The sequence below is a fragment of the Candidatus Neomarinimicrobiota bacterium genome (assembly GCA_016784545.1).
In the GTDB taxonomy this organism is placed as follows: domain Bacteria; phylum Fidelibacterota; class UBA8477; order UBA8477; family JABMPR01; genus JABMPR01.
The window spans coordinates 1-23,311 of record JADHUM010000049.1 but is presented as its reverse complement, the minus strand read 5'-3'; the positions used below and the strand labels follow the sequence as shown (position 1 = coordinate 23,311).

The window sequence follows — 23,311 nt, the reverse complement described above, 5'->3', positions numbered from 1 at the left end:
CCCTCTTTATTGATGCTCATTCCACAGATTCAGTTCTCAATCAAAAATTCGGCTATCCAGAATACATAATATGGCACAAAGCTTGCCTTAAGCATGGATCGAAACCAGGAGTGAGAAATGTATAAGATTATTAAAGCTGAATTCATTGCACCCAATGTGAAAAGTTTCATTCTTGAAGCTCCCCACATTGCCAAAAAACGTCAGGCCGGTCAATTTATTATTTTGCGTGTCCACGATAAGGGTGAGCGCATTCCTATTACCATCGCTGATTCAAATACCGAAGAAGGTTGGATCAACATTATTGTTCAGGGCCTGGGTAAAACCAGTGCTCATTTGAATACCTTGGAATCAGGTGACTATCTACAAGATTTGGTTGGCCCCCTGGGTCTGCCTACCCACATCGAAAATTGGGGTACCCTGGTTTGCATGAGTGGCGGCGTTGGGACTGCAGAAGCACTCCCCATAGCTGCTGCTGGAAAAGCCGCTGGCAATAGAGTGATTTCAATCATCGGTGCTCGGAATAAAGATCTCATTATCGCCCAGGATCAAATGTCTGAAGTGGTAGATGAAGTCAGAATCTCCACTGACGATGGCTCAGCTGGTCGTCATGGTCTGGTAACAGATGTGCTTCAGGATCTCATGGATGAGGGCATCAAACCTGATATGATCGTGGCCATTGGACCACTCCCAATGATGGCTGCTGTGTCCAATCAGACCAAAGAAATTGGCATCCCCACCATGGTCAGCTTGAATGCCATCATGGTTGATGGAACCGGGATGTGTGGCGCTTGCCGAGCGACAGTTGGTGGTAAGACAGTCTTTGTTTGTGTGGATGGACCTGAATTTGATGGACATCAAGTCGATTTTAAAGAATTGGGTAGCCGTCAGAGAATGTACAAGAAGCAGGAAGAAGAATCTCATAGGTGCTTCCTGGAAAGACAGATGAAAAAAATGAAAGCCGAACAAATGAAAGAGGAGGTCTGATCATGAAACGCGAACGTCCTCAATCATTTAATACTGTTCCCATGAAGGAACGTATGATCATCCCTCGGCAGGAAATGCCAGAACAGGATGCCGGTCTCCGCAGCACAAATTTTCTTGAAGTCAATCTGGGTCTTTCCCCTGAACAGGCAGTCCTGGAAGCACAGCGCTGTATCGAATGTAAGAGTCCCACCTGTATGGACGGTTGCCCGGTCAGCATCAAGATTCCAGATTTCATTCAATTAATCTGTAATGAAGATTTCGTTGGTGCTGCTAAGAAGATTAAGGAAGACAACTCACTCCCTGCCATATGTGGTCGCGTTTGCCCCCAGGAAACCCAATGTGAAGAAGTTTGTGTCATGGGGAAACGCTTTGAACCGGTTGCTATCGGACGACTCGAGAGATTTGTTGCAGACTATGCCATGCAGCATGGTAACGGCACAGAAGAGACTTTCGATAAACCAACTTCTTCTGGACAAAAAGTTGCCATTGTGGGGTCCGGACCTGCTGGTTTAGCTGTGGCGAGTGATCTCATCAAGGAAGGCCATGAAGTGACCGTTTTTGAAGCCTTGCATGAGTTCGGTGGTGTGCTGGTATATGGTATACCGGAATTTCGCCTCCCCAAGGCCATCCTGCGTACAGAAGTCGCCACCCTGGAAGCCATGGGAGTGAAATTTGTGAAGAATTTTATCGTGGGGCGCACCATGACCATTCAAGAACTCATGGCAGATGAGGGGTATGATGCAGTCTTCCTGGGTTTGGGTGCAGGCCTGCCACGCTTTATGAATATTCCCGGCGAGAACCTGAACGGTGTCTACTCAGCCAATGAATTTCTGACCCGCTCCAACCTCATGCGCGGTTATGAATTTCCTGAATGGGACACGCCGCTATATCGTGCGAAACATGCCATCATCGTTGGCGGTGGTAATACAGCCATGGATGCTGTTAGAACTGCCAAGCGTCTCGGCGCAGATGAAGCTTCAATTGTTTATCGTCGTTCTGAAGAGGAAATGCCTGCCAGAAATGAAGAGATTCACCACGCCAAAGAAGAAGGTGTTAAATTCATGAATCTGGTCAACCCCATTGAATTTATCAGCGATGATCAGGGGAGTGTGGTCGCAGCTAAATGTCTTCGTATGGAGCTTGGTGAACCGGATGAGTCCGGTCGTCGTCGCCCAGTACCCATGGAAGGTTCAGAATTCACCATGGATGTAGATATGGTAGTCATCGCCGTGGGAAATGGATCAAATCCTCTTATTTCGCAAACAACTCCGGAAATCGAAACCAACAAATGGGGCAACATTGTTGCCGATGAAGATGGTAGAACCTCCATGGAGGGTGTGTTTGCAGGAGGTGATATTGTTAGTGGTGGCGCCACTGTTATTTTAGCCATGGGTGCCGGCCGGAAATCAGCCATAGCTATTAATGAATACTTGAAAGCCAAGGTAGGGAGTCAAGCATGAGCCTAAAAGATCAAATCAGTTCAATGGATATGGATGATATTGTTGAAATGTGTATTAGCCAGGAACAACAGGCCATCGATCTTTATACCCTTGCCAGAGATCAGGCCAGGGATGAAAGTTCTCGCCAGAAATTTCAAGAGCTGGTCGACATGGAAACAGCCCACAAAGTCTCATTACGAAACTTTGAAATTGAAAATTACATCGAACTGCCCCCAGCAGATCTAAAGGTTACGGATTATCTCATGGAGCCTGAGTTGAAGGACAACATGACGACCCAGGAGATCATCATCCTGGCTGCCAAGCGTGAAGATAAAACAGCACGCATGTATCAGGATTTAGCTGACCATTTCCACTTCGATAAAAAGTTGAACACCTTTTTTCAGATGATGGCTGACGAAGAACTGCGTCACAAACATGATCTTGAAACAGAATATGAAAACGAGTTTCTGCAAGAGGGGTAATTTTACATCTGTTCGGGGGCTGTGATCCCCAATATACTCAAACCATTTCTCAATGTGATCTGCACGGCTTCAAGTAGAGCCAGCCTGGCTTTGGATAGCTCGGGCTGTTCCAGATCAATCACCTTATACTCTGTATAAAATTTATGTAAGGCTGTGGCCAGTTCGGAGAGGTAACTCGGTAAGTGGTGTACCTCCAGGGCACGACGACAATGATCAATGACTTCAGGAAATTCGAGCGTCTTATTTATCAGGGCGACAGTAAACTCCTCGTTCAGTAGCGATAAATCCGCATTCTCAGTATCAGAAGCCAGACCCCTCTCCTGGGCACGCCTAAAAATGCTGGAAATTCTAGCATAGGCGTATTGTAGATAAAAAACGGGGTTTTCTTCTGTCTGACGTTTGGCCAGATCGAGATCAAAGTTGAGGTGACTGGAAGCACTGCGCATGATATAGAAATAACGGACCACATCAGCACCCACTTCATCAATAAGCTCATCCAGCGTCACAAAATTTGCTTTTCGGGTGGACATTTTGACAACTTCACCGGAGCGCAGAAGGGTTACAAATTGATGGATCACCACCTGGATGTGTTCATGCTTCAAGCCCATCACTTTGAGTGCTGAGAGTACATCGGGATAGGCATCGATATGATCAGCTCCAAAAATGTCAACCACCAGATCAAAGCCCCGGGCAACTTTTTCACGATGATAGGCAATATCAGGTAAACGATAGGTCGGTTCTCCACTTGATTTCACCAGTACACGATCTTGTTCTATTCCCAATTCGCTTGTTTTAAACCAGACCGCCCCATCCTTGTCATAGAGCAAGCCCTTCTCACGGAGGATATCCAGTACCTCATCAATTTTTCCTGCCTCATACAGTGATTTTTCGTTGTAGAAGACATCGTGGACCACACCAATTCGCTCCAGACTGGATTTGATAATGGCAAAAATCGATTTTTCAGCGAAGGACTTAAAAATTTCTATTTCATCATCAGCGGTCAAACCAGGTTGTACTGACATGAGGTCTTTGGCGACATCGATGAGATAGGCTCCCTCGTAGCCACCATCAGGTAAGGTGATAGCCTCACCCTTCAGTTCCAGATAGCGTGCCTTCAGGGATTCGCCAAGCAGACGCATTTGACGACCTGCATTGTTAAAATAGTATTCACGGGTGACGGTATATCCGGACCAGGTCAGGATATTGGCCAGGGTGTCCCCCAAAACGGTTTGCCGACCATGTCCAACGGTAAGCGGACCAGTGGGGTTGGCACTAACGAATTCTACCTGCGCCGTTTTACCACTTCCAAAGTCACCCTTACCATATTCATCTTTTTCTTTGAGAATATTCCATACTTGAGCAGTGAGATATTCAGGCGATTGGAAAAAATTTATAAAACCGGGGTTTAAAATTTCGAATTTTTCAACAATACTGGGATCCAATACCAAGCCATCCATCAGTTCTTCCGCGATCTGCATGGGTGCCCGTTTTAAATCACGGGCCAGGGCCAGGGCAATGTTACAGGCCCAATCCCCATTCTCAGCCTTTTTCGGTCGTGATAGCTGTAGCCGATCCGCGGGCCATGCCAATTGCTCTAACCTGGCAGTCAGCTGCTTCGTTAAATATTCAAACATATTTGGGTTCAATCAATTCTTATAGATTATCAAACAAAGGCGTTTCAGCACCAGGTGCATTTTCATCTTCGATGAGTTCCGTGATTTCCGCATCAATCCAGAGGCGTTCAAGATCATAAAAATCACGACTCGCTTCATGAAAAACATGGACGACAACATTGATGTAATCCAGAAGAATCCATTCGCGGGAATCATAGCCCTCACGATTAAAGGGGCGTTCAACTTCAGCAATCTCATCTACAATGTGATCGGTGATAGCCTTGACCTGAACATCTGAGTTACCAGAACAGATCACAAAAAAATCAGTCATGGAGGTGATTTTGTGAACATCCAGTATTTTGACACGATTTGCTTTCTTCTGAAGGGCGAGTTCGCCAATCTCAAGAGCAAGTTTTTTTGAATCTGAGTAATTATCAGCCATAGATCATTTCATTTTTTTTATTTAGGGAGGGCTGGGCTAAGACGCACAAGGGCAATACTTACGACTTTTTCTCTTTATAGGCAGGGACCGACTTATAGTCGTGACCGATTATCATGGTGATATCCACGGAGAGACTGGCATCGGGGTCTTTACTGACATATTCTCGACTGATCCCTAATTCTTCTGCGAGTTTAAAAGCAGCATCTATGTTGTCAGTCCTGGCAATAATGAGGGTATTGTCGTAGTGGAAATGAGCTGCATTTTCCGTGTTCAACACATCAAATGTTTTTGCATGCACGATGTCTTTAAACATTGCCGCCACACCACCGATACCGCAGCCATTAAGGATTTCAACACTGACCTTGGTGTATTTTTGCTTGGCAATCAAGGTTTCAGGCGTGGCTTCTTCAGGGATTTCCGCATAATAGCGCATCTCTTCAGCAACATTTCGATTGTTGGTGTGACGATTCCAGAAGGACCAGATAAACGTCAGTACCAGCACCGAAAGTGCCAGCATGAGCACATTTACCAGCATGTCTGCTGATTGGGCTGGTCTTTTTTTGCGATTTTTTTTGGTTGCTCGTCTGGACTGTTTGGAAGATTTGCTGTTAAGAACTTTTGCCATGAAAAATTAGTATCCCAATCGACTGTAAGGGTAGGGTGAATAAAATTGATTGTAAGTGTTTGCAGGCATTCTGCTGAACCCAATCTGAAATGTCACATTCTCTTTGGGCTTATAGGTGACTTCACCGCTATAAAAAATGTTATCCGCACTGAAACCATTTAGAAATGAATATTGCTCACCCATGGGAGTAACGCTTGAAAAGGGGGAGTGCATGAGTCCTACAGAACCCTGGAAACTTACTTGTGGATTAATGACATACTCAAAACTGGTTTTCAGTAGACCCATAGCCACAGCATCATTGCCAAAGGAAGACACCTGCATTGAATAACTGTGCTGAAAATTGATCTTGTCCAGATCGATTCCAAAGAATGAGGTTGGTCCACCCACACCTCGAGTATTCAGCCCGGGAATATTTGGAACTTCGGCTTTGAATTGAGCCTGAACCAGGTGGGGTAAAATGAGAAATATCATAAATAGGGTAGCAATAATGGGTCTTCTAACAACGTTCATGTGTCACTCCTGCGAGACTAAAATCTTCGCTTCCACTGTTTTTAATTCGTCTACAGTGTTGATACCCTGAATTTCAGAAAAAGTTTCGCAGATTTCAACACCTACCTTTGCACCTTCTTTTTGAAGAAGGGGGAGGACATCCGGCAGGTAATATTCGCCCTGGGCGTTGCTATTCCCCACTTTGCTCAATTCAGAGAAGAGTTTTTGACTATCAAAAACATAAATGCCAGAATTAATTTCGTTGATGCTTAGCTGATCTTCAGTAGCATCCTTGTGTTCCACAACCTGATCGAAGTAATCTTCAGGGGTTCGAACGACACGTCCATATCCAGTAGGATTTTCTGCCATGGCAGTAAGTACAGTAGCGACAAAGTTGCCTTCATGATGTTTTGAAAGTAAGGCGCGGAGCGTGCTCCCTTTTAACAGGGGGACATCTCCAGATAAAACGATGACATCTCCATCAAATCCATCCAGAAGTTCTGCAGTTTGAAGGACGGCATGACCGGTACCCAGTTGTTCCAGTTGTTCTGCAAAAAGAACAGGTTCATCTTTCAAGGCTTGCCGCACAATTTCCTGTTTATGCCCAACAATGCAGATGATTTTCGAAGCTGATAAACTTTTGGCCTGATCCACAACATATTGAATAAGGGGTTTTCCTAAAACGAGATTGCAGACCTTGGGGATATCATCACGTTTCATACGGGTACCTTTACCCGCTGCCATGATCACCACTGCTAATTGTTGAGACATCTTCGTTTCCATTCAATTTTTTGCTGCTTCAAGTTAAGAGACTTACACTGAAGTGGTACGGATTTCAATAGTTAAACTGAATTTATGATCCCGCCACCCACCACGGCATCACCCTGGAAAAAGACAGCGGATTGTCCAGGAGTAATAGCATTTTCAGGTGTTTCAAAGATGACTTGCACTTCATCTTTAGAAATGGGTAAAACCATAGCTGGTTTGGCAGCATGATTATATCGAATCTGGACATCTAGTTCTTGATTAAAAATAAATGCTTCAGGAATGAGCCAGTTGCATGAATTTACTGTAAATCTGCTTGCTTCAGCATCTGCCTTACTCCCCACATGAACCGTGTTTGTCTCCACATCAATTTTATTGACGAAAATGCGTTCCCCAGTAGCCAACCCTAAACCTTTACGCTGACCCACCGTGTAGTTGTGAATCCCCTGATGCTCACCAATAACCTCACCGTTGGAGTTGACAAAATCACCCCGGGGTGCTGCCTCAATAACCTCTGGATACTGTTCTGTAAGGAAACGTCTATAGTCGTTGTCCGGGACAAAACAGATTTCCATGCTTTCCGGTGTATCGGCTGTCCGCATATCTGCTTTGGCTGCTTGGACGCGAACTTCTTGTTTGGACAGATCTCCCAGAGGAAAAAGAGTTCGATCAAGCTCCTCAGGGCGAATACCCCAGAGTACATATGATTGATCTTTAATTTGATCTTTGCCGCGACCTACGACCCATTTTCCAGAAGCTTCATGTTTTACTTTTCTGGCATAGTGTCCCGTTGCCAGGTACTGGACACCCAGGTCATCCAACTTATTTAGAAGTGCATGCCACTTAATTTCTGTGTTACAAATAATGCATGGATTAGGGGTTCTGCCAGCCTTGTATTCAGAGACAAAATTCTGAATCACAATTTCCTTGAATTCAGCTGACATATCCAGTGTATAGTGAGGAATACCTAACGCAGCGCACTCTGCTTTGGCATTGTTAATATCATCCAGAGAACAGCAGTTGCTATCGTGTGTGGGGCGTCCACCACTATCGATATAACCCCATAATTTCATGGTGACACCCATGACATCATACCCTTGATCCACCAGCAACCTGGCTGCCAGGGAGCTATCCACGCCGCCGCTCATGGCGATGACGACTTTTTTATTCTTTGGTTCCATTATTCTGAATCTCTATTTATTGAAGTGACGATCTGCTGGAGTTCCCTGCAGAAGTCATCTATTTCTTGTTTAGTTGTCTCTATGCCCATTGAAATGCGCAAGCTGGCCTGGGCTAACTCCTCATCAAATCCCAGGGCGGTCAACACATGAGATGGTGCCTGCGAGCCGGAACTGCAGGCAGCCCCATTTGACACAGCTATATTTTTCATATCCAGTCTGATAAAAAGCGCTTCACCGTCAACATTTTTAAATGAGCAGCTCAATATATTGGGTGAGTATTGCTTACCATGACGGTTGATCTGGATCCCCGGCATTGCTTTCAGTTGATTCTGAAGATGGTCCGATAAAACTGAATATTTCTTTTCAAGTGTTTCAAGATGAGCCGCATGGTAGTCCATTGAAATGGCCAGCGCCATGGCACCTATATGATTCTGGGTGCCCGCTCGGACATTCTGCTCCTGACTTCCACCGAAACTCCTACGTGAAAGGGCATGTCCTTTTCTCAGATATAGGGCACCTATACCTGCCAGGGCTCCCAGTTTGTGACCTGAAAGAGCCAGGGAGTCTATTCCTGAGTTTTCTATTTGTAGTGGGATATGACCAAAAGCCTGTACCGCATCACAATGAAATTTTACATGATGCTCCCCAGCAATTTGAGCCAGTGTTTCAATGGGATGCGTAAGTCCAGTTTCATTGTTTACCCACATAAAACTGGCCAGAATGGTGTCATCAGTAATGCTGGACCTGAATGCTTCAGCATCAACATCTCCGTTGCTGTCACAGTTAAGATAAGTGACGTGAAACCCACGCTTCTCAAGCGTTTTAAAGCTTTCTAAAACCGAGGGATGTTCAGTTGCACAGGTGATGATATGACGACCTTTCTCCTGCAGTGCTTCTGCAGCACCCAGAATAGCCAGGTTGTTGGATTCGGTGCCTCCTGAAGTAAACAGAATCTCGCCGGGTTTGCAGCCCAGTACCCCTGCTATACGCGTTCGGGCTTCATCCAGGCCTGCTGCCGAGCGGCGACCTTCCTGATGTATGCTGGACGGATTGGTCATTCCTGATTCAAGCCAAGCCAGGATACCGCTTTTGACTTCTGGCAGGAGATTGGTCCCGGAGGCATGATCAAGATATATGGTGTCACTTCTTTTCATCGTCTGAACATAGTTGAAAGGGGGGCCTGAGGGAATAAAGAATGATTGGGTGACAATTGAAGGCCTTTTGGACTTCCAAAGCCGTGTATACGTGGATTTGTTTAGTGTTGGAGAGCGGGAGCAAGAATTCTTCAATCCTCGTTTTCCTGCTTCTCTAAGCTTTAATCCCGCTTAATTTCAAAGCACTGAAATGAAAGATCTACACCTACATATTGACACGGTAAGACGCCTGCTTCGTCGGCACGCCAAGAGCAATCTTGAAAACATGCTGGCCAAGATGCACGCTGCCGAACTGGCTCTCATTTTTCGTCATATCACTCCTGAAGAACGAAATGAAGCCTTCCTGACCATTGCTAATGTGGATCATGCTGCAGCGGTTTTGTCCGAAATGGACGAACACCTCATTGTAGAGCTGATTTCAGAACTGCCCATCGAAAAAACCATGCACCTGATGAAAGCCCTATCGCCTGATGATGAGGCTGATATTCTACAATTACTCCCTGAGGAATTGGCAGAAGATATTCTGAATCGTCTGAAATCCAGTGAGTCGGAAGAGATGGAAACGCTCATGGCGTATCCTGAGAACTCAGCTGGTGGCTTGATGATTCCAGATGTTTTTGCCCTCCATGAAGATATCACGGTAGGTGACGCTATTGCATCAATTCAGAATCAAGACGAACAGGAAATGGTTTTCTACCTGTATGTCGTGGATGATCGTCAGCATCTGGTTGGTGTCATATCCTTACGTGATCTGATCACTTCTAAACCAAAGAAAAAATTGAGCGAAATGATGATCACCCGCGTCCATTCCGTGAAACCCATGACGGATCAGGAAGAAGTGGCCCAGATTGTTTCTCGCTACAATATCCTTGCGGTTCCCGTGGTGGACGACGAGAATAAACTCATGGGTATTATTACCGTTGATGATGTTATTGATGTCATCCGCGAAGAAGCCACAGAAGATTTTCTCCAGATGGCGGGTGCCGGTCGTGACCGGGACATCCTCATGAAAAGTACCTTTTCCAATGCCAAGACGCGTGTGCCCTGGCTTTTTGCCAGTTGGATGGGTGGCCTGCTGGTGGCCAGCATCATTACCACGTATGAGGAAACACTGGGACAGGTGTTGGCTCTCATGGCATTTCTTCCCATCATTATTGGTATGGCAGGTAATGTGGGAACTCAGACGGCTACTATTATCGTTCGTGGGATTGCAACTGGTCGTGTTTCAACCGCCAATGCTCTAACTCTGGTTCTTAAAGAGCTACGCGTTGGCTTTCTTCTAGGAGGTCTATATGGAGTGCTCTTGGGTTTTGCGGGCTATTTGCTTGGCATGATTGGTTATATGGATGTTGGCGTTATGACATCAGTTGAATTAGGCATAACCGTGGGACTGGGTATCATTCTTTCTATGGCTACAGCTGCTTTTGTGGGTTCCCTCGTACCGGTTCTGCTGCACAGGATGAATCTGGACCCAGCCGTGGCAACGGGTCCCTTTGTCACAACCAGCGTTGATATCCTGGGTGTCGCCGTTTATTTCATCGTTGCTGGATATTTTATACTCTAAAATCAATGCTCCCCTTTATCGGTTTTCTGCTAATTCTCGGAGCCATTCCTTACTTCACATTTGTAGTGATTATGATCCTGGGTCTACGGAAAGCCAGATCGACACCTCCTAATAAGAATTTACCGGAGGTGGCTGTCATTGTAGCTGCTCGCAACGAAGCACACAATCTTCCTGACCTCCTTGCTGATCTCCTTGCTCAAAATTATGCTGGGGCGCATTCATTTATTATTGCTGATGATCGGTCAAACGATGATACCTGGGGTATCATTCATAAGTTCAGCAAGGCACATCCTCAATTTACTCCTGTTCGGATTTTAGAAGCGTCTTCAGAGATGACGGGCAAGAAGAATGCGCTCACCCAGTGCATTAAGAACACAACTGCAGACATACTCATAGAGACAGATGCCGACTGTCGGATGGGTCCTGATTGGATAAGCGCTCTGGTGTCAGAGTTCGATGAGGATACAGGAATCGTTGTAGGTTTCTCCAGCGTCAGAAATAGATCCATTTTTGCCATTTATCAGGCCCTGGATTTCCTGGGAATTATGATGACCAACGCTGGTATGATGCAGCATGGGAAACCGTGGAGCGGGTCAGGACAGAACCTGGCTTTCAAACGGAAGCATTTTACTGCTATTGGTGGATTCACTGGAGATCCAGACCAGAGCATTGGCGATGACTTTTATCTTGTCCAGAAGATTGGAAAGCTCAAAGGTCTCACAGCAAAATTTTCCTGGAATCCCAAAAGCTTTGTGACGACCTCCCCAGCGGAATCTGTATACGCTTTTTATCGTCAGAGAAAACGTTGGGCGTCTGATTCACGAGGACTTCATCGCAAGGACCCACTATTCTTTGTATTTCTAGCATCAGCCTTTGTTTTAAACACAGCACTGCTATTACAAATATTGAGTCTGCAGATATCTCCTCTGTTTCTCCTGGTTGTTGGGATAAAATTTTGTGTTGAAATTGCCATTCTTTTGATTGGCCTCAAAAAAATGGATCGATTGGCTGATATAGGGGTCTTTCTCCTCTGGTTCATCATCCAGCCATTTTACATCCCTGTCATGGGAATCTCAGGGTTAGTCGGTAAGGTGCCCTGGAAATGAGAAGCATCTGCATTGTGAGCCAATTCACCCGCTTTCTCATGGTCACTCTGTTCATGACTGGTCTCAATTCGGGTAGCTTAGCAGGTGAGAAAACTGTCATCCCTTATGAGGCTTCATATATGGGCATTGCCCTTCTGGATATGACCTTAACCTGGGAAGACCTGGATAGCACGGTTCAGATCACCTATGACAACCAGCTCAAACCATTTATCGCCTACTTTCACCATATTCATAATATTTACCGGGTTCATTTTGATAAAGACAGCTATGAACCCCTGTCCTGGTCCAAAAAGGTCTCCGAGGGCTCCAAGAATTTCTTTCTGGAAGCAAATCGATCAGCGAATGGTACCCATGCCATATATTCAAATGGGGAAGGTAGACCATTTCCTGAGGGTGCGTTTACCGTATTTTCAGCCACACATTTTCTGGCGTCCAAGGCACATGATCCTGCCTTCTTCCCTGTAGATATCAAGGTTTTTATTGATGGTGAAATATGGAATGCCACCGCCACCCGCTATACTGCCACCCATCCCCATCCCCATCCCCGAATAAATCTGTCTGGCACCCAGGTGTTAATTCAGACTGATCTCCAGTATGTTGAGGGGGAGAGGGTCATGGTTGAAAATGATATCCTCATGGATGTCATAGCCAGAGAGGGCACACGATTTATACTCTGGGTTGAAGGAGATGGCAGCTATAGCAAAGCCCAGTTTGGTAAATTCCCCAAGGCAGTCGTTCTGGAACGCCTCAAAAAATAGAACCTATGCTTCCCCTGGAAAAACTGATTGATCAATTTGGGAATACTTATGAGCTCAAAAAGGAGTGGTTGTCAATCTTTCGTGATCTCAAACATTTTGACTTCACATCGAGTCAGGTTATCTTGCAGTTCTAATTTGAGCATTATTTAGGAGCTTCGAATGATAAATAGATTGTTAATTACTCTCTCATTACTGATCACAGGAAATCTGCTTGCCTCAACCACCATCACCGCTATGGATGAAGCATTTGATCGCGGTGAATTGACCCAGGATGAACTCATCCTGAATAAGGTATATTTGTTTTTAGCACCTGAACGCCTGGATGCCCGCTTCAGGGAAGATCAGACACAACTCATTAAATGTGGCACCCCCATTTTGATTCAATATGAGGCCATGCAACCTGATTTGGCTGAAAGTACCATTAATATCATCGAAGATCTCTTGCTGCCCAGAACTGATGGGCTGAGAGAAACCTTTTTCAGTCCTGGGGGACATTTCTCATTTAACTATGCAACTACTGGTACAGGAGCCGTTCCGTCGGCTGATGCTGATGGCAGTGGTGTTCCCGATTATGTGGAGTGGGCTGCAGACTATCTGGATTACACCTGGGCTCAAGAAGTGGATAGTGCAGGTTTTGCCGGTCCAAATCATGTCGGTGGCGATGGCTTTTACAATGTTTCCTTTGAAAGTATGGGTGCCTATGGGTACTGCACCACCAGTGCAGTGGATGGATCTGAGCTGACCCGCCTGGTCCTCCACAATAGTTATATTGGTTTTGGAGCAAATCAGGACCCAGAAGGCAATGTCAAAGGTGCCATGAAGGTCACGTGTGCCCACGAATTTAAACATGCCAGCCAGCGCTCAGAATCCAACTGGTCAGAAGGTGGCTGGGTAGAGCTGGATGCTACCTGGGCTGAAGAGTTTGTCTACGATTATGTCAATGATTCCATGCTTAATTTTATGGGCTATGGCGACCCTTACTCTCACCCACACTGGGGGTTGAATCATGGCACATCTGGAACAGGTTCATATGAAGATTATGCCTGGGAAGATTTCATGCACCAGAGATTTGATGACAATTCCTATGTGGTTGCCCCTATCCTCGAATATTTCTGGAATTGGCGTCAAACCCACACCAGCCAGAACGTCATGAACAGTTATGCACAGGCATTATCCCAATATGGCAGCTCCTTCCCAGAGGCTTTTAGTGAGTATGTTGTCTGGAATTTTTTTACAGGATCCCGGGCTGTTGTTACCGGTGGCGTTAGTCAGTTTGGTTATGATGAAGCTGGTGTGAATGGATATCCAACAGCCACCCTGGCCTTTACGCATAATAGCTATCCCGTATCATCAAGTGTGACCGGGATTGAAAACCTTGGATGCAAAATGATTCGTTTGAATACATCTGGTCAACTGGGTCTGGAAATCGATTTTGACGGTCAGGATGGTGTGGAAATGTCCGCAATGTGGGCTATTCGCCAGGATGATAACACCGTTGATTGGGGATCCATCGATTTGGATGCTAGTAACAATGGCTCCATCGTATTGGATGTCAGGGATGCCTCAATGGCCGCCTTGATTCCCGTTGTCACTCAACTGACAGGGACGACTTATGGAGCCAGTTATACCATTGAATTGAATTCACTGGCGGAATGTGATCCAGGTGACATCAACGATGATAGCAATCTTGATGTTTCTGATCTGGTTCGTCTTGTGGCCATTATTCTAGGGAATGGTTTTCCACCCAACGATGTTGAACTATGTGCGGCTGATGTTAATGATGATGGTCAATCCAATATTCAGGATGTGATTACCCTGGTAGACAATATCATCCAATAGCATAACTGAGCGACTATTTCGAGGTGACTCATGAAAGAGAAGGCAAATATCTCCTATCCATTATTTGAGAGCTTTAAAAATAAATTGAAGCCTAATCGAAGTCAGGCGCAAATGGCCCTTTCTCAAGTCAATGTATTCAGTCGTTTATCGTGGCAGGAGATAAAGATTGTGGAGAACGCCGTGCATATTCGCAATTTTGCCCCAGGGGAGCCTGTTTTTAAACAGGGTGATCCCGGGAGCGGCATGTACATCATCATTGAGGGGAGTGTTGGCATCTTTTTAGACATTCCTCAGCAAGCTCCTAAAGAACTTTCTAAACTGGGTGATGGTGATTTCTTTGGGGAAATCGCGCTACTCGATGCATCTCCCAGAACTGCGGCAGCTACTGCCCTGGAGAACAGCACAATAATCGGTTTTTACCGTCCCGATCTTATGGATATTCTGAGGACAAAACCAGCCTTGGGCGGCAAGATACTTCTGGCACTTTCTGAAGTTTTGGCTGTTCGATTACGGAGCACCAATGGCGAGTTAGTCAAAGTGTCCAGAAAACTTGAATCCGCCTTGGAGTCTGGGGCAAATGAGTAACCACGATTCTGTAACCATCGCACCTCAGTCGGTGCGATTATTTCACCAGAGTCTCTTCAAGACCCTGGTCTACTTCTTTTTTCTAGTTCTGGTTTTAGCGGGTGCGTATAAAGCTTTCCCATTGGTTGTTGATGCTCTATTTCTCATAGTCATTGCAGCCATCCTGACGGCTGTTTTCAACCCTATGGTTGATCGTATGGAATCCTCTGGAATAAGGCGTTTATATGGCACCTTGCTAATGTTTGGCGGGATAATTGGCATGGTAGTGCTGGGTGTGGTTAAGGGGATACCAACCTTGCTCACAGAAATAAGTCGCATAAAAGATGTCATCCAGCAGAACTCGGCAACAGAATCCCTGGATTCTTTAATGGGTGATATAAACACCAGGATTGCAGAATATATCCCTGGGTTTCAATTGGATTTAGATCTCATTTCCAGCCTTTCTTCCCAATTCTTCAGCCAACTCGGTTCCATTCTTGCGGGAGCTTTGGACACCCTGGCTACTATCATTTTTATCCTGATCATAACCATGTTTTTTCTCGTGGATGGGAAGCGGATGACCAAGCAGTTGATAGGAATGGTCCCTAATCAATATTTTGAAATGTCATTGAACATTACTTATAAAACAAAGAAGCAATTAACCAATTTTCTGCGTGGCCAATTGTTGGCTGCTCTGGGTGTGGCCATTCAGTCCTTTATCGGTCTTAGTCTATTAAATGGGATTTTTGATACCAATATTTCAGGGGTTCTGCTCATTAGTACCATTGCTGGTATGGCCAACATGATTCCCTTTGTGGGACCATTTATGGGCATGGTGCCAGCCATCATTGTCAGTTTGTTTAATAACCTTGGTGATCCAATCGCTGCTTCACATTTCTACTATATTATTCATATCATTGTCATGTTCCTTGTCGTACAAATGATCGACAATAATATTATCTCACCTATCGTCGTCTCAGGATCAATGGAAATGCATCCACTTACTGTGATTTTACTTATTCTGGTTGGATCTCAAGTAGGGGTTTTGGGGATGTTTCTGGCGGTTCCAGCCTGGGGCATTTCAAAAGTCATTATTCAAGAAGTATATCAGGGATTAAAAGGACACCACTTGATTTAGTTACTTCTTTTGTTTGTTCTGATATTCCACTTTCTCAACACTGCCCTGTTTTAGATACAACCAAATCTCCATGGATTCAGATTTTGGATAGACGAAGAGCTCATACTCACCTTCTTTGAACCTTCGCTCAGGGGGACCGATATATCGAACGATAAGTGATCCCTTCATACCCAGCTTGGGCGTAAAATTCTCAGGATTCAGGTTTTCAACATCATCCATCAAATTGTCAAGGGCCATGCGCTTCATGGGAGCGATCTTTTGCTCGTCAGCATATTTGATGGCCTGTTCCAGGTCTTTTAAATGTACATCAACAATATCAGAGAGCACTGGATTAAGACTCTTCGCGTCCTTCATGGATTCGTACACCATTTTGCGGTCTTCTTTCAAGATGCCCTCATTGGCATCGTCAAGGCGTCCATCTCCAATCTTCTGACGCAGATCGGCTGTTACCATTTCATAGCGGTCAGTGAGCCCGTCAGCTTGTTTGAGCCAATATAGACTTCGACCATAGACTCCTGATTGATACAAAACGGTGGCCCTAATGATATAGGATCGTGCCAGGAGAACTTTGGCAATTGAGTAAGAAGAGGGGTCACTTTTAAGGGCCAGTAGAATGAGATCCTCGGCGAGTTCGTAGTCCAACATCTTCAACGCCACGGCAACACCCTCTAAGGCTCGGTCTGCTATCTCTACTTTCATTTCCAGGACAGCTCTCTCGGCTGCTTCCCCAGGTGGTTTTTCACCTTGTTGAATGAGGGAGTGAGCATCTCCAATTTTCCCCTGTGAAAGAATCGTGCGGACATCCCGATAGTACTTCGTGACCAGTGAATCCTCCACCATTTGTTTTTGAAGCAGCACTGCATTCTTGTTGTGATGATTTGGCGTGAATTGCAGAAGCTCCTGCATGGTTTCTAGGGAGCTTGCATAGTGTTTGTCCTTAAACGCTTTGAAGGCTTTCATGGCGGCATTGGGGTATCCACCAAATATCAGACCAATATTCAATGAGACAACAGGCTGACTGAGATCAATATATTTAATGGGAATGACTTCATTTGGATCAACAGCTGAAAGATTTGATGCATTCATGTCAATCTCAAAGGCTTGATGCACATAATCCAGATTCACGCCAAAGGAAACCCTTGAACTCCCATCTCCTTTGATGGTATAGCCGGCACCAGTACCTATATGCCAGGTGAAGGCCGTAGCATCGATTAATCTGTCTAAAACTTTGTTCTCGTACAGAGTCATGGATGCAAACCCTGTCCCGCCTCGAACTCTTGTGTAAAACTTTGGTCCAAATGGATAGATGATTTCGTGATCCAGGTAAATATCATAAACTCGGGGTGAAAATTGCAAATTATTGAAGGTAGCGCTGCCATCTGTTAGGCTGCTTGCCCATCCAGAGGGGAGTGATGTTGGCAAGGTCATTTTCCAGAAGCGTACACCTAGTCCGCTAAAAACATCAACATTGGCTTGACGAATAAAGTGAAAGGGCCAGTTGTATTTAAAGATTTGAAGATCATAGTTTTGACTGATGGCGGATACAGCGGGAATGCTCAGCTCGGTTCCTGAAGAGTCATACTGTATGGAGACACCCGTTTTAAAATTCAGGAGACTTACCCCGGCACTTATATTGAGCAAACCCAATCTGTAGGGGTCACGAAATGGCGTATATGCCCCAAAGAGTGCTTCACCAAATTCCAAAGTTACATTCAAATCTGGTGTACCAAGGGAAAGGGATTGAATGGGTGAGACTTCACCGGTTCCACCACCTGGTAGTTTCAAGGATTCTTCCTGATCGGCCAGATTAAAGTCTTCCAGGGTATAACCCAGATCTACCCCAATCCGGAATCGTTTTCCCATTCGACCAAAAAGGGTCGCCCTCCATCCCAGCCCAAAATTGATATGGTAGCCATTTGACTCCAGAACACGAACACCACTTGAGTTTTTGTACAGACTGAGATGCGAAAGTCCCAAACCAATTTGAGCATGTAAACTTCCTCTCCGACTGTAACCATAAGTAAAATAATTACCTATGGAAAAGCCACGAATCAGCATGTTCATGTCGAACCCGGACAGGGTTGTTCCATTCAATTCTAGAGTAGTAGGATATGCTGAGGGAAGATTGGTGGTACCGATCTGATTCCTGATGGAATAATGCAAGCTGGAGTAGGCGTCAAATTTTGATTCCGGCTGAAAATGATCCCACCATCTGTAGCGTAATAGTTCTAAATCTACTGACGCAAGCACACCGCGCATTGTATCAGCGATGGTCCAGCCCCCGGGGACAGGAGTGACTTCCATATTCTGGGTAGGTTTCAGGGAGAAGTAAGACAAACCTGTCTTGATGCCAGGGAAGGGGAGCAAATGGGGAGAAATGATGGGAATTTCTTGACCATAAAGCAACGTAGTGACAATAAGCCCCGCTTGTGTAATCCTCCTGAGTAAATCACGAATCATGTCCATGAAATTAGCTTTGATGGACAAATAAAAAAGCCGAATCCTTGGATTCGGCTTTCATTGAAAAAGACCCATTTATTTTTTTTCAGGGGCGACAGTCACCTCGCGGGTATAAATATAATCCCCGGTTTTTTTCTTGTTCCCATTACCAGCATTAAAGGCAAAATAGAAGGATGAGCTTGATGCTGCCTCAGCAGGAGCCTGCCACTGGAAGGTCCAGCTCTGTGATTCCCCTTTTTCTGAAGCTTTGATGCCAGGTTCAGTGTGAGAAATATAACGACGGGAGGTGCGCGACTTGGTTTTCGAGTCATCAATGAGTTGGGTGGGCTGGTGTTTTAATGAAACCAGAGTCCCTTGAGCGTTCCCATCTTCATCGGCTACAGTAGCAATAAAACCGAAGGTTTTAGCACCCTTCTGTTGCAGGCTGAGGGTGATATCGTAAATCTCATTGGGTTTGTAAACCTTGGGGAGGCCTTGAATGGAAATTTCAGCCTCACCGGAGTTTAAATCATTCCCGGCATGACATTTACTGGTATGGCAGGTTCTATCCCCAGGTGCACCGGAGGTCATGGGTGGAGCCCCCTTTTTCTTAGCACTAAGCGAGACTGCAAGGAAAAGGGACAGGGCAAATATTAAGAGGTGACGCATAATTAGATCCTTTCATTTGGATTGAAGTGTGCCCGAAAATAAAGCGAGTGGGTGGAGATGAAACAAAAAACCCCGCCTCTCAGGGGTTTTTTGTGGGGTCAGTAGACCCTTGGCATGTGCGCTCTTGTATGTTGAATCTATGCTTGCCGTATATTTTTTGTGGGGTCAGTAGACCCTTGCCGTATACTCGAGAAATAAAAAACCCCGCGTTTAGCGGGGTTTTAAACATTGATGAGATTAAGAACTATTTAAGACTTTTCTCGATCTTATCCATTTCTTTGAATCTCTTGTCATTGGTACCATACAATTGGTATAGGGTCATTTTCAGCTCATGAACCACATCCAGACTTTCTGGTGTCAGCTCATATGCTAGGACAAGATACTTCTCAGCGTCCTTGAAGTTTTTCAGACGACCAAATGCAAGACCAGCATTGAATAATCCGTCAACCTCTGTGGGGTTAATTTCAGCAACTTTGATGAATTCATCTGCAGCATCTTGCCATTTTTCCTGCTGGAAATAAAGAACACCAAGATTGTAATGAAGATCAGTACTGTTTGGATCCATTTCAATGGCGTTCAGATAAGCTGCTGCGGCTTTTTCTTTCTCACCCCGGGCATCATAAACAAAGGCGATTTGCTTGATGGCATTCAGGTTTGAAGGATCTACCTCAAGGGCACGCTTCATAAATACCAGAGCATTATCATAATCTTTTTCACGGAAATAAACCAGACCCAGGTTAACCAAAGAAGTAATGTCCTTAGGATTCTTATCTACTGAAAGAACCATGTACTCCTTGCCTTTTTCAAACTCTTCTTTAAAGAGATAGACTTGAGCAAGTGTGCTATATGCTTCGGGTTTTTCTGGGTTCAATAGAATACAATCCAGAAAAGCTTTTTCGGTGGAGGTATAAAGTTCAGCTTCATCTTTGGCCTCACCTTTGATGAGGGCATTATAGCCTTTGGCACCATAGTTGAAATTGTCAACCCAGTATTTTTCACGGGCTAATTTGATCTTATCAGCAAATTTGACATCGATTGAGGCTGACTTGGTCAGGAATTCAGAGACTTTGCCCCAATCTTTGGTACGAGAATAAATCTCCGTAGCCAGCAAGTATGAGGGTTCTGAATTCATTGGCTCTTTGTCAGTAGCAGCCAGCAGCATTTCTTCTGCTTTTTCATAGTTTTTTTGTTGCAGGTAAACTTTGGCTGAGGTCATATCTGTGGAATCACATCCCAGAATCGTCAGCAGCAAGAGCCCCACAACCCAGATCATTAGGTTTCTTGATTGTTTCATTGAATCTCCTTGTATAGATATAGTGCTTATTTTGGATGCCGGTTTCATGCAGGCGCAAATATATTCGTCTGTCCCACCGAAGGCAACCATTTCAAAAGGCCTGAATCATTAATTTGATATATGTCCTCCTCCTTTAAAAGCAGTTGGAATTTGCTGTCCTAATAGAGATATTTATCCCTCGATATTAAGGAGCCAGCACGTACTATAATTTTCATCATACTCGAATTGAGGGTCTAATTCATGCCTAATGGCGATGGAAAAGCTACCACATTCGCTATAATCACTGATATTCATGGCAATATTCATGCCCTTGATGAGGCAGTTCGGCTGATTGAGGATCATTCAGATATTGATAGGATTATTTGTTTGGGGGACAATTTCTCACTTGGCTCTGCACCGGCAGAAGTCCTTGAAAAGCTCCAGACCCTCCCCGATCCCATATTTATTCGAGGGAATCATGATCGCTACCTGGTAGAGCGAATCTGGGAATACGAACGACCCACCATAGAGGGTATGGATCCAGATGATCCCGTCTGTATTGACATTGTGGCGAATGAAAAATGGACAGCTGATCAATTAGGCTCTGAGGGAAAAGATTTTATCCGCAACATGAAAATGTCCCATTTTGTGAATATTAATGGCGTGTATGCGGAATTCACCCATGCCTGGTTTGGTCGTGATGATTCACCACCCAGCCTGGATGAGGCCAAAAAGTGGCGTGATCACGAGCAATCAAAACACAAAGAGGCTAAAACTTTTGTGTTCACTCACGGACACACCCACATCCCCCGCCATGACCATTTCGGCAATTTGCGGGTATTCTGTCCTGGTTCAACAGGTCTACCTTTTGATGAGGACAAACGTGGTGTGGTAGCATTTCTTAAATTAGAAAATGGCTTAGCATATTGGGAAGTCAATCGCTTCGAATACGATTATGAAGCAGCCATTGAGCACATGAACAAGATACAACCCCCTTTCTATAGGAATCTTCACTCAACCCTGAAGTATGCCAGTATTAGAAACGACCTGGTAGAATAAATATTTGTTACAATTGGGTAGGTAGAATCAATCAGAATTCAATCTTGATTGGATACGCTTTTGCTTCTCAAGATAGAGAATAGCTGATTCCTGGTTGTTCCTTTTTTTTGCACCTGCAGCAACCACACCACACTTGAAATGCAGCTCCTCCAATAAAGTTCTCTTCCAGGCAGGATCAATATCACTATCCACGTGTTTCTCCATTGCAGTAATCCTGAATCTGTCCATACCCCAGTACTTTCTGCTCAATTGGTCCTCGTGACCTCCGTAGCGGGTCACCAATTTTTCATCAAGGAAGCCAATCTCATAGTGGAGGGCAATTCTTAGCCAGAGATCATAATCTTCACAGGCCAGGAAATTGACATCAAATAAACCGATGTATTCGAATACGCGTTTGTGAATGATCACTGCGCTGGGACTCACGATACACAGAGGAATGCAGGCCTCAAAAATCCACCCGCCTATCTTTTTGTGTTTAGACATGGGATTAACCCTGACACCGTTGCGAATCCAGATTTCATCAATCTGACTGATTAATAAGGTGGGGTGAGCATCATGAAACTGCTTTTGGTGCTCAAGTTTTGCAGGGCTCCATTCATCATCTGAGTCCAGGAAAGCTATCCAGTCACCCCGTGCGACTTGAATGCCAGCATTTCTGGCAAAGGAGACTCCGCTGTTATCGCCATTGGTGATGACCTTTATCCTGTCAGAATATTTTTCCAGAATTTCAGGGGTGTGGTCTGTTGATGCATCATCGACCACAACTATTTCCAGGGCTGGGAAGGTTTGATCCAGGACAGATTGAATTGCTCGCTCAAGTGTAGAGGCTCTATTATAAGTGGGAATGATGACTGAAATGTTCATGAGATTCAGGGCAGATTTAACAGGATTTTCTGCAAGAGAAATTCCTGAAGCGCTTGTGATGCCCTGCCATAGTGCTTTTTAAAATCTTCTGGAGTGGAGATACCCGCTCGGTCCGAGATACAACGGATCGCCAGGAGAGGTATGTTGTACCTCTCACAGAAGAGAGCAACCGAATAAGATTCCATATCAACTGCCAGTGCACCTGTAGATCTGGCTGATTCCCTCATAATTTCATCAGTAATGGCTTTGGCGCTGGAGTAGAATGATACCTCTTGAATACTGGTATCACCCATTATATCTGGGGGAGAAATATTAAGGTCAGGTCTATCCGCGCAGGAAAATTTTGTGCCCTGGATGATTTGCAGCAAAGGCAACTTTCTGGTTAAAGATCCACTAACACCAAAATGAATAATCAAATCATATTTGTCAGGATCCACATGAGCAACCATGGCAGTCTCGCTCAATTCTAAACCCATCCCCGTTCTGAGTAAATGTAGATTCTTATCCAGGCGTATCAGCTGTTGACCATTTTCACGACTTATAAGTTTTGCCAGGGGGAAGTGCTGTCTGATTGATCCAGCCTCTGATCTCAGGGCGTGGGCTAATAATATCTGCATGCTGAAATCTAGTAGCCAGCCCGCTGAATCCATAAATTAATTCTCACTGTAAATACACTATCTGCCGAAAATCGTTTATGGATACGATAGATGATTGAATAATCCGATTGACCCTGATTCCGATTTAGAATAATAAAAAACCTCGTAAGCGTGTTAAATTATAATGTCTTAAAAAATAATCATAACACACCTACGAGGTGAAGATGCGCAAAGATAAAAAACCCTCCTTCAAAATCAAAGCAAGTAA

The 23,311-nt window shown here is 44.9% G+C and carries 22 protein-coding genes; 10 read left to right on the top strand and 12 right to left on the bottom strand.

Annotation, left to right across the window (positions count from 1 at the left end; genetic code table 11):
* The first annotated feature begins 117 nt into the window (after positions 1 to 117).
* From ISR87_11505 to ISR87_11495, 3 genes are read left to right on the top strand one after another with little or no spacing between them, the layout of a single operon-like run.
* Complete coding sequence (locus ISR87_11505; protein MBL7026074.1) at positions 118 to 984, top strand: sulfide/dihydroorotate dehydrogenase-like FAD/NAD-binding protein; 867 nt, start codon at positions 118 to 120, stop codon at positions 982 to 984.
* A gap of 2 nt (positions 985 to 986) precedes the next feature.
* Positions 987 to 2,444 carry an NADPH-dependent glutamate synthase gene (gene gltA, locus ISR87_11500; protein MBL7026073.1) on the top strand — a complete coding sequence of 486 codons (1,458 nt, stop codon included), beginning with the start codon at positions 987 to 989 and terminating at the stop codon, positions 2,442 to 2,444.
* Positions 2,441 to 2,905 (top strand): ferritin family protein, encoded by a 465-nt coding sequence (locus ISR87_11495; GenBank protein MBL7026072.1) that lies wholly within the window; start codon positions 2,441 to 2,443, stop codon positions 2,903 to 2,905. The genes gltA and ISR87_11495 overlap by 4 nt, the downstream gene beginning before the upstream one ends.
* A gap of 2 nt (positions 2,906 to 2,907) precedes the next feature.
* Here ISR87_11495 and ISR87_11490 read toward each other — a convergent pair whose 3' ends face one another.
* The 7 genes from ISR87_11490 to ISR87_11460 all read right to left on the bottom strand — a co-directional run bounded on the left by ISR87_11490 (position 2,908) and on the right by ISR87_11460 (position 9,174).
* Complete coding sequence (locus ISR87_11490; GenBank protein ID MBL7026071.1) at positions 2,908 to 4,539, bottom strand: arginine--tRNA ligase; 1,632 nt, start codon at positions 4,537 to 4,539, stop codon at positions 2,908 to 2,910.
* Between the two features lie 19 nt (positions 4,540 to 4,558).
* Entirely contained in the window at positions 4,559 to 4,960 is a 402-nt protein-coding gene (gene rsfS, locus ISR87_11485; GenBank protein ID MBL7026070.1) for a ribosome silencing factor, read from the bottom strand.
* Positions 4,961 to 5,018: 58 nt separating this feature from the next.
* A complete protein-coding gene (locus ISR87_11480; GenBank protein ID MBL7026069.1) occupies positions 5,019 to 5,585 on the bottom strand; it encodes a LytR C-terminal domain-containing protein in 567 nt (188 codons plus the stop codon).
* Positions 5,586 to 5,591: 6 nt separating this feature from the next.
* Positions 5,592 to 6,095, bottom strand: coding sequence for a hypothetical protein (locus ISR87_11475; protein MBL7026068.1), 504 nt, complete (start codon positions 6,093 to 6,095; stop codon positions 5,592 to 5,594).
* Positions 6,096 to 6,098: 3 nt separating this feature from the next.
* Positions 6,099 to 6,845 carry an NTP transferase domain-containing protein gene (locus tag ISR87_11470; protein MBL7026067.1) on the bottom strand — a complete coding sequence of 249 codons (747 nt, stop codon included), beginning with the start codon at positions 6,843 to 6,845 and terminating at the stop codon, positions 6,099 to 6,101.
* A gap of 71 nt (positions 6,846 to 6,916) precedes the next feature.
* Positions 6,917 to 8,020, bottom strand: a complete 1,104-nt coding sequence (gene mnmA, locus ISR87_11465) for a tRNA 2-thiouridine(34) synthase MnmA (protein ID MBL7026066.1) — start codon at positions 8,018 to 8,020, stop codon at positions 6,917 to 6,919.
* Positions 8,020 to 9,174, bottom strand: a complete 1,155-nt coding sequence (locus tag ISR87_11460) for a cysteine desulfurase (GenBank protein ID MBL7026065.1) — start codon at positions 9,172 to 9,174, stop codon at positions 8,020 to 8,022. The genes mnmA and ISR87_11460 overlap by 1 nt, the downstream gene beginning before the upstream one ends.
* A 190-nt stretch (positions 9,175 to 9,364) precedes the next feature.
* On the opposite strand from ISR87_11460, the gene mgtE reads away from it, so the two are divergent.
* The 6 genes from mgtE (at position 9,365) to ISR87_11430 (ending at position 16,143) form a co-directional block, all read left to right on the top strand.
* Complete coding sequence (gene mgtE, locus ISR87_11455; protein ID MBL7026064.1) at positions 9,365 to 10,738, top strand: magnesium transporter; 1,374 nt, start codon at positions 9,365 to 9,367, stop codon at positions 10,736 to 10,738.
* A 71-nt stretch (positions 10,739 to 10,809) separates the two neighbouring features.
* On the top strand, positions 10,810 to 11,844 hold the full coding sequence (locus ISR87_11450) for a glycosyltransferase (protein ID MBL7026063.1): 1,035 nt from the start codon (positions 10,810 to 10,812) through the stop codon (positions 11,842 to 11,844).
* Complete coding sequence (locus ISR87_11445; protein ID MBL7026062.1) at positions 11,841 to 12,602, top strand: DUF3108 domain-containing protein; 762 nt, start codon at positions 11,841 to 11,843, stop codon at positions 12,600 to 12,602. Before ISR87_11450 ends, ISR87_11445 begins: the two co-directional genes overlap by 4 nt.
* A gap of 159 nt (positions 12,603 to 12,761) precedes the next feature.
* Positions 12,762 to 14,441 carry a dockerin type I repeat-containing protein gene (locus ISR87_11440; protein ID MBL7026061.1) on the top strand — a complete coding sequence of 560 codons (1,680 nt, stop codon included), beginning with the start codon at positions 12,762 to 12,764 and terminating at the stop codon, positions 14,439 to 14,441.
* A gap of 30 nt (positions 14,442 to 14,471) precedes the next feature.
* Positions 14,472 to 15,026, top strand: coding sequence for a cyclic nucleotide-binding domain-containing protein (locus ISR87_11435; GenBank protein MBL7026060.1), 555 nt, complete (start codon positions 14,472 to 14,474; stop codon positions 15,024 to 15,026).
* Positions 15,019 to 16,143: an AI-2E family transporter gene (locus ISR87_11430; protein MBL7026059.1), complete on the top strand. Its 1,125-nt coding sequence runs from the start codon at positions 15,019 to 15,021 to the stop codon at positions 16,141 to 16,143. The genes ISR87_11435 and ISR87_11430 overlap by 8 nt, the downstream gene beginning before the upstream one ends.
* Here ISR87_11430 and ISR87_11425 read toward each other — a convergent pair whose 3' ends face one another.
* The 3 genes from ISR87_11425 to ISR87_11415 form a co-directional block, all read right to left on the bottom strand.
* Positions 16,144 to 18,630 (bottom strand): hypothetical protein, encoded by a 2,487-nt coding sequence (locus tag ISR87_11425; GenBank protein ID MBL7026058.1) that lies wholly within the window; start codon positions 18,628 to 18,630, stop codon positions 16,144 to 16,146. It lies immediately after the preceding gene.
* A 48-nt stretch (positions 18,631 to 18,678) separates the two neighbouring features.
* Positions 18,679 to 19,251 carry a hypothetical protein gene (locus ISR87_11420; protein ID MBL7026057.1) on the bottom strand — a complete coding sequence of 191 codons (573 nt, stop codon included), beginning with the start codon at positions 19,249 to 19,251 and terminating at the stop codon, positions 18,679 to 18,681.
* Between the two features lie 244 nt (positions 19,252 to 19,495).
* A complete protein-coding gene (locus ISR87_11415) occupies positions 19,496 to 20,545 on the bottom strand; it encodes a tetratricopeptide repeat protein (protein ID MBL7026056.1) in 1,050 nt (349 codons plus the stop codon).
* Positions 20,546 to 20,785: 240 nt separating this feature from the next.
* Here ISR87_11415 and ISR87_11410 point away from each other — a divergent pair, with 240 nt between their 5' ends.
* Positions 20,786 to 21,583, top strand: a complete 798-nt coding sequence (locus ISR87_11410) for a metallophosphoesterase family protein (protein MBL7026055.1) — start codon at positions 20,786 to 20,788, stop codon at positions 21,581 to 21,583.
* 27 nt (positions 21,584 to 21,610) lie between these two features.
* On the opposite strand, the gene ISR87_11405 is transcribed toward ISR87_11410, so the two are convergent.
* Positions 21,611 to 22,447 carry a glycosyltransferase gene (locus ISR87_11405; GenBank protein ID MBL7026054.1) on the bottom strand — a complete coding sequence of 279 codons (837 nt, stop codon included), beginning with the start codon at positions 22,445 to 22,447 and terminating at the stop codon, positions 21,611 to 21,613.
* Positions 22,448 to 22,452: 5 nt separating this feature from the next.
* Entirely contained in the window at positions 22,453 to 23,097 is a 645-nt protein-coding gene (locus ISR87_11400) for a hypothetical protein (GenBank protein MBL7026053.1), read from the bottom strand.
* Between the last annotated feature and the right edge of the window lie 214 nt (positions 23,098 to 23,311).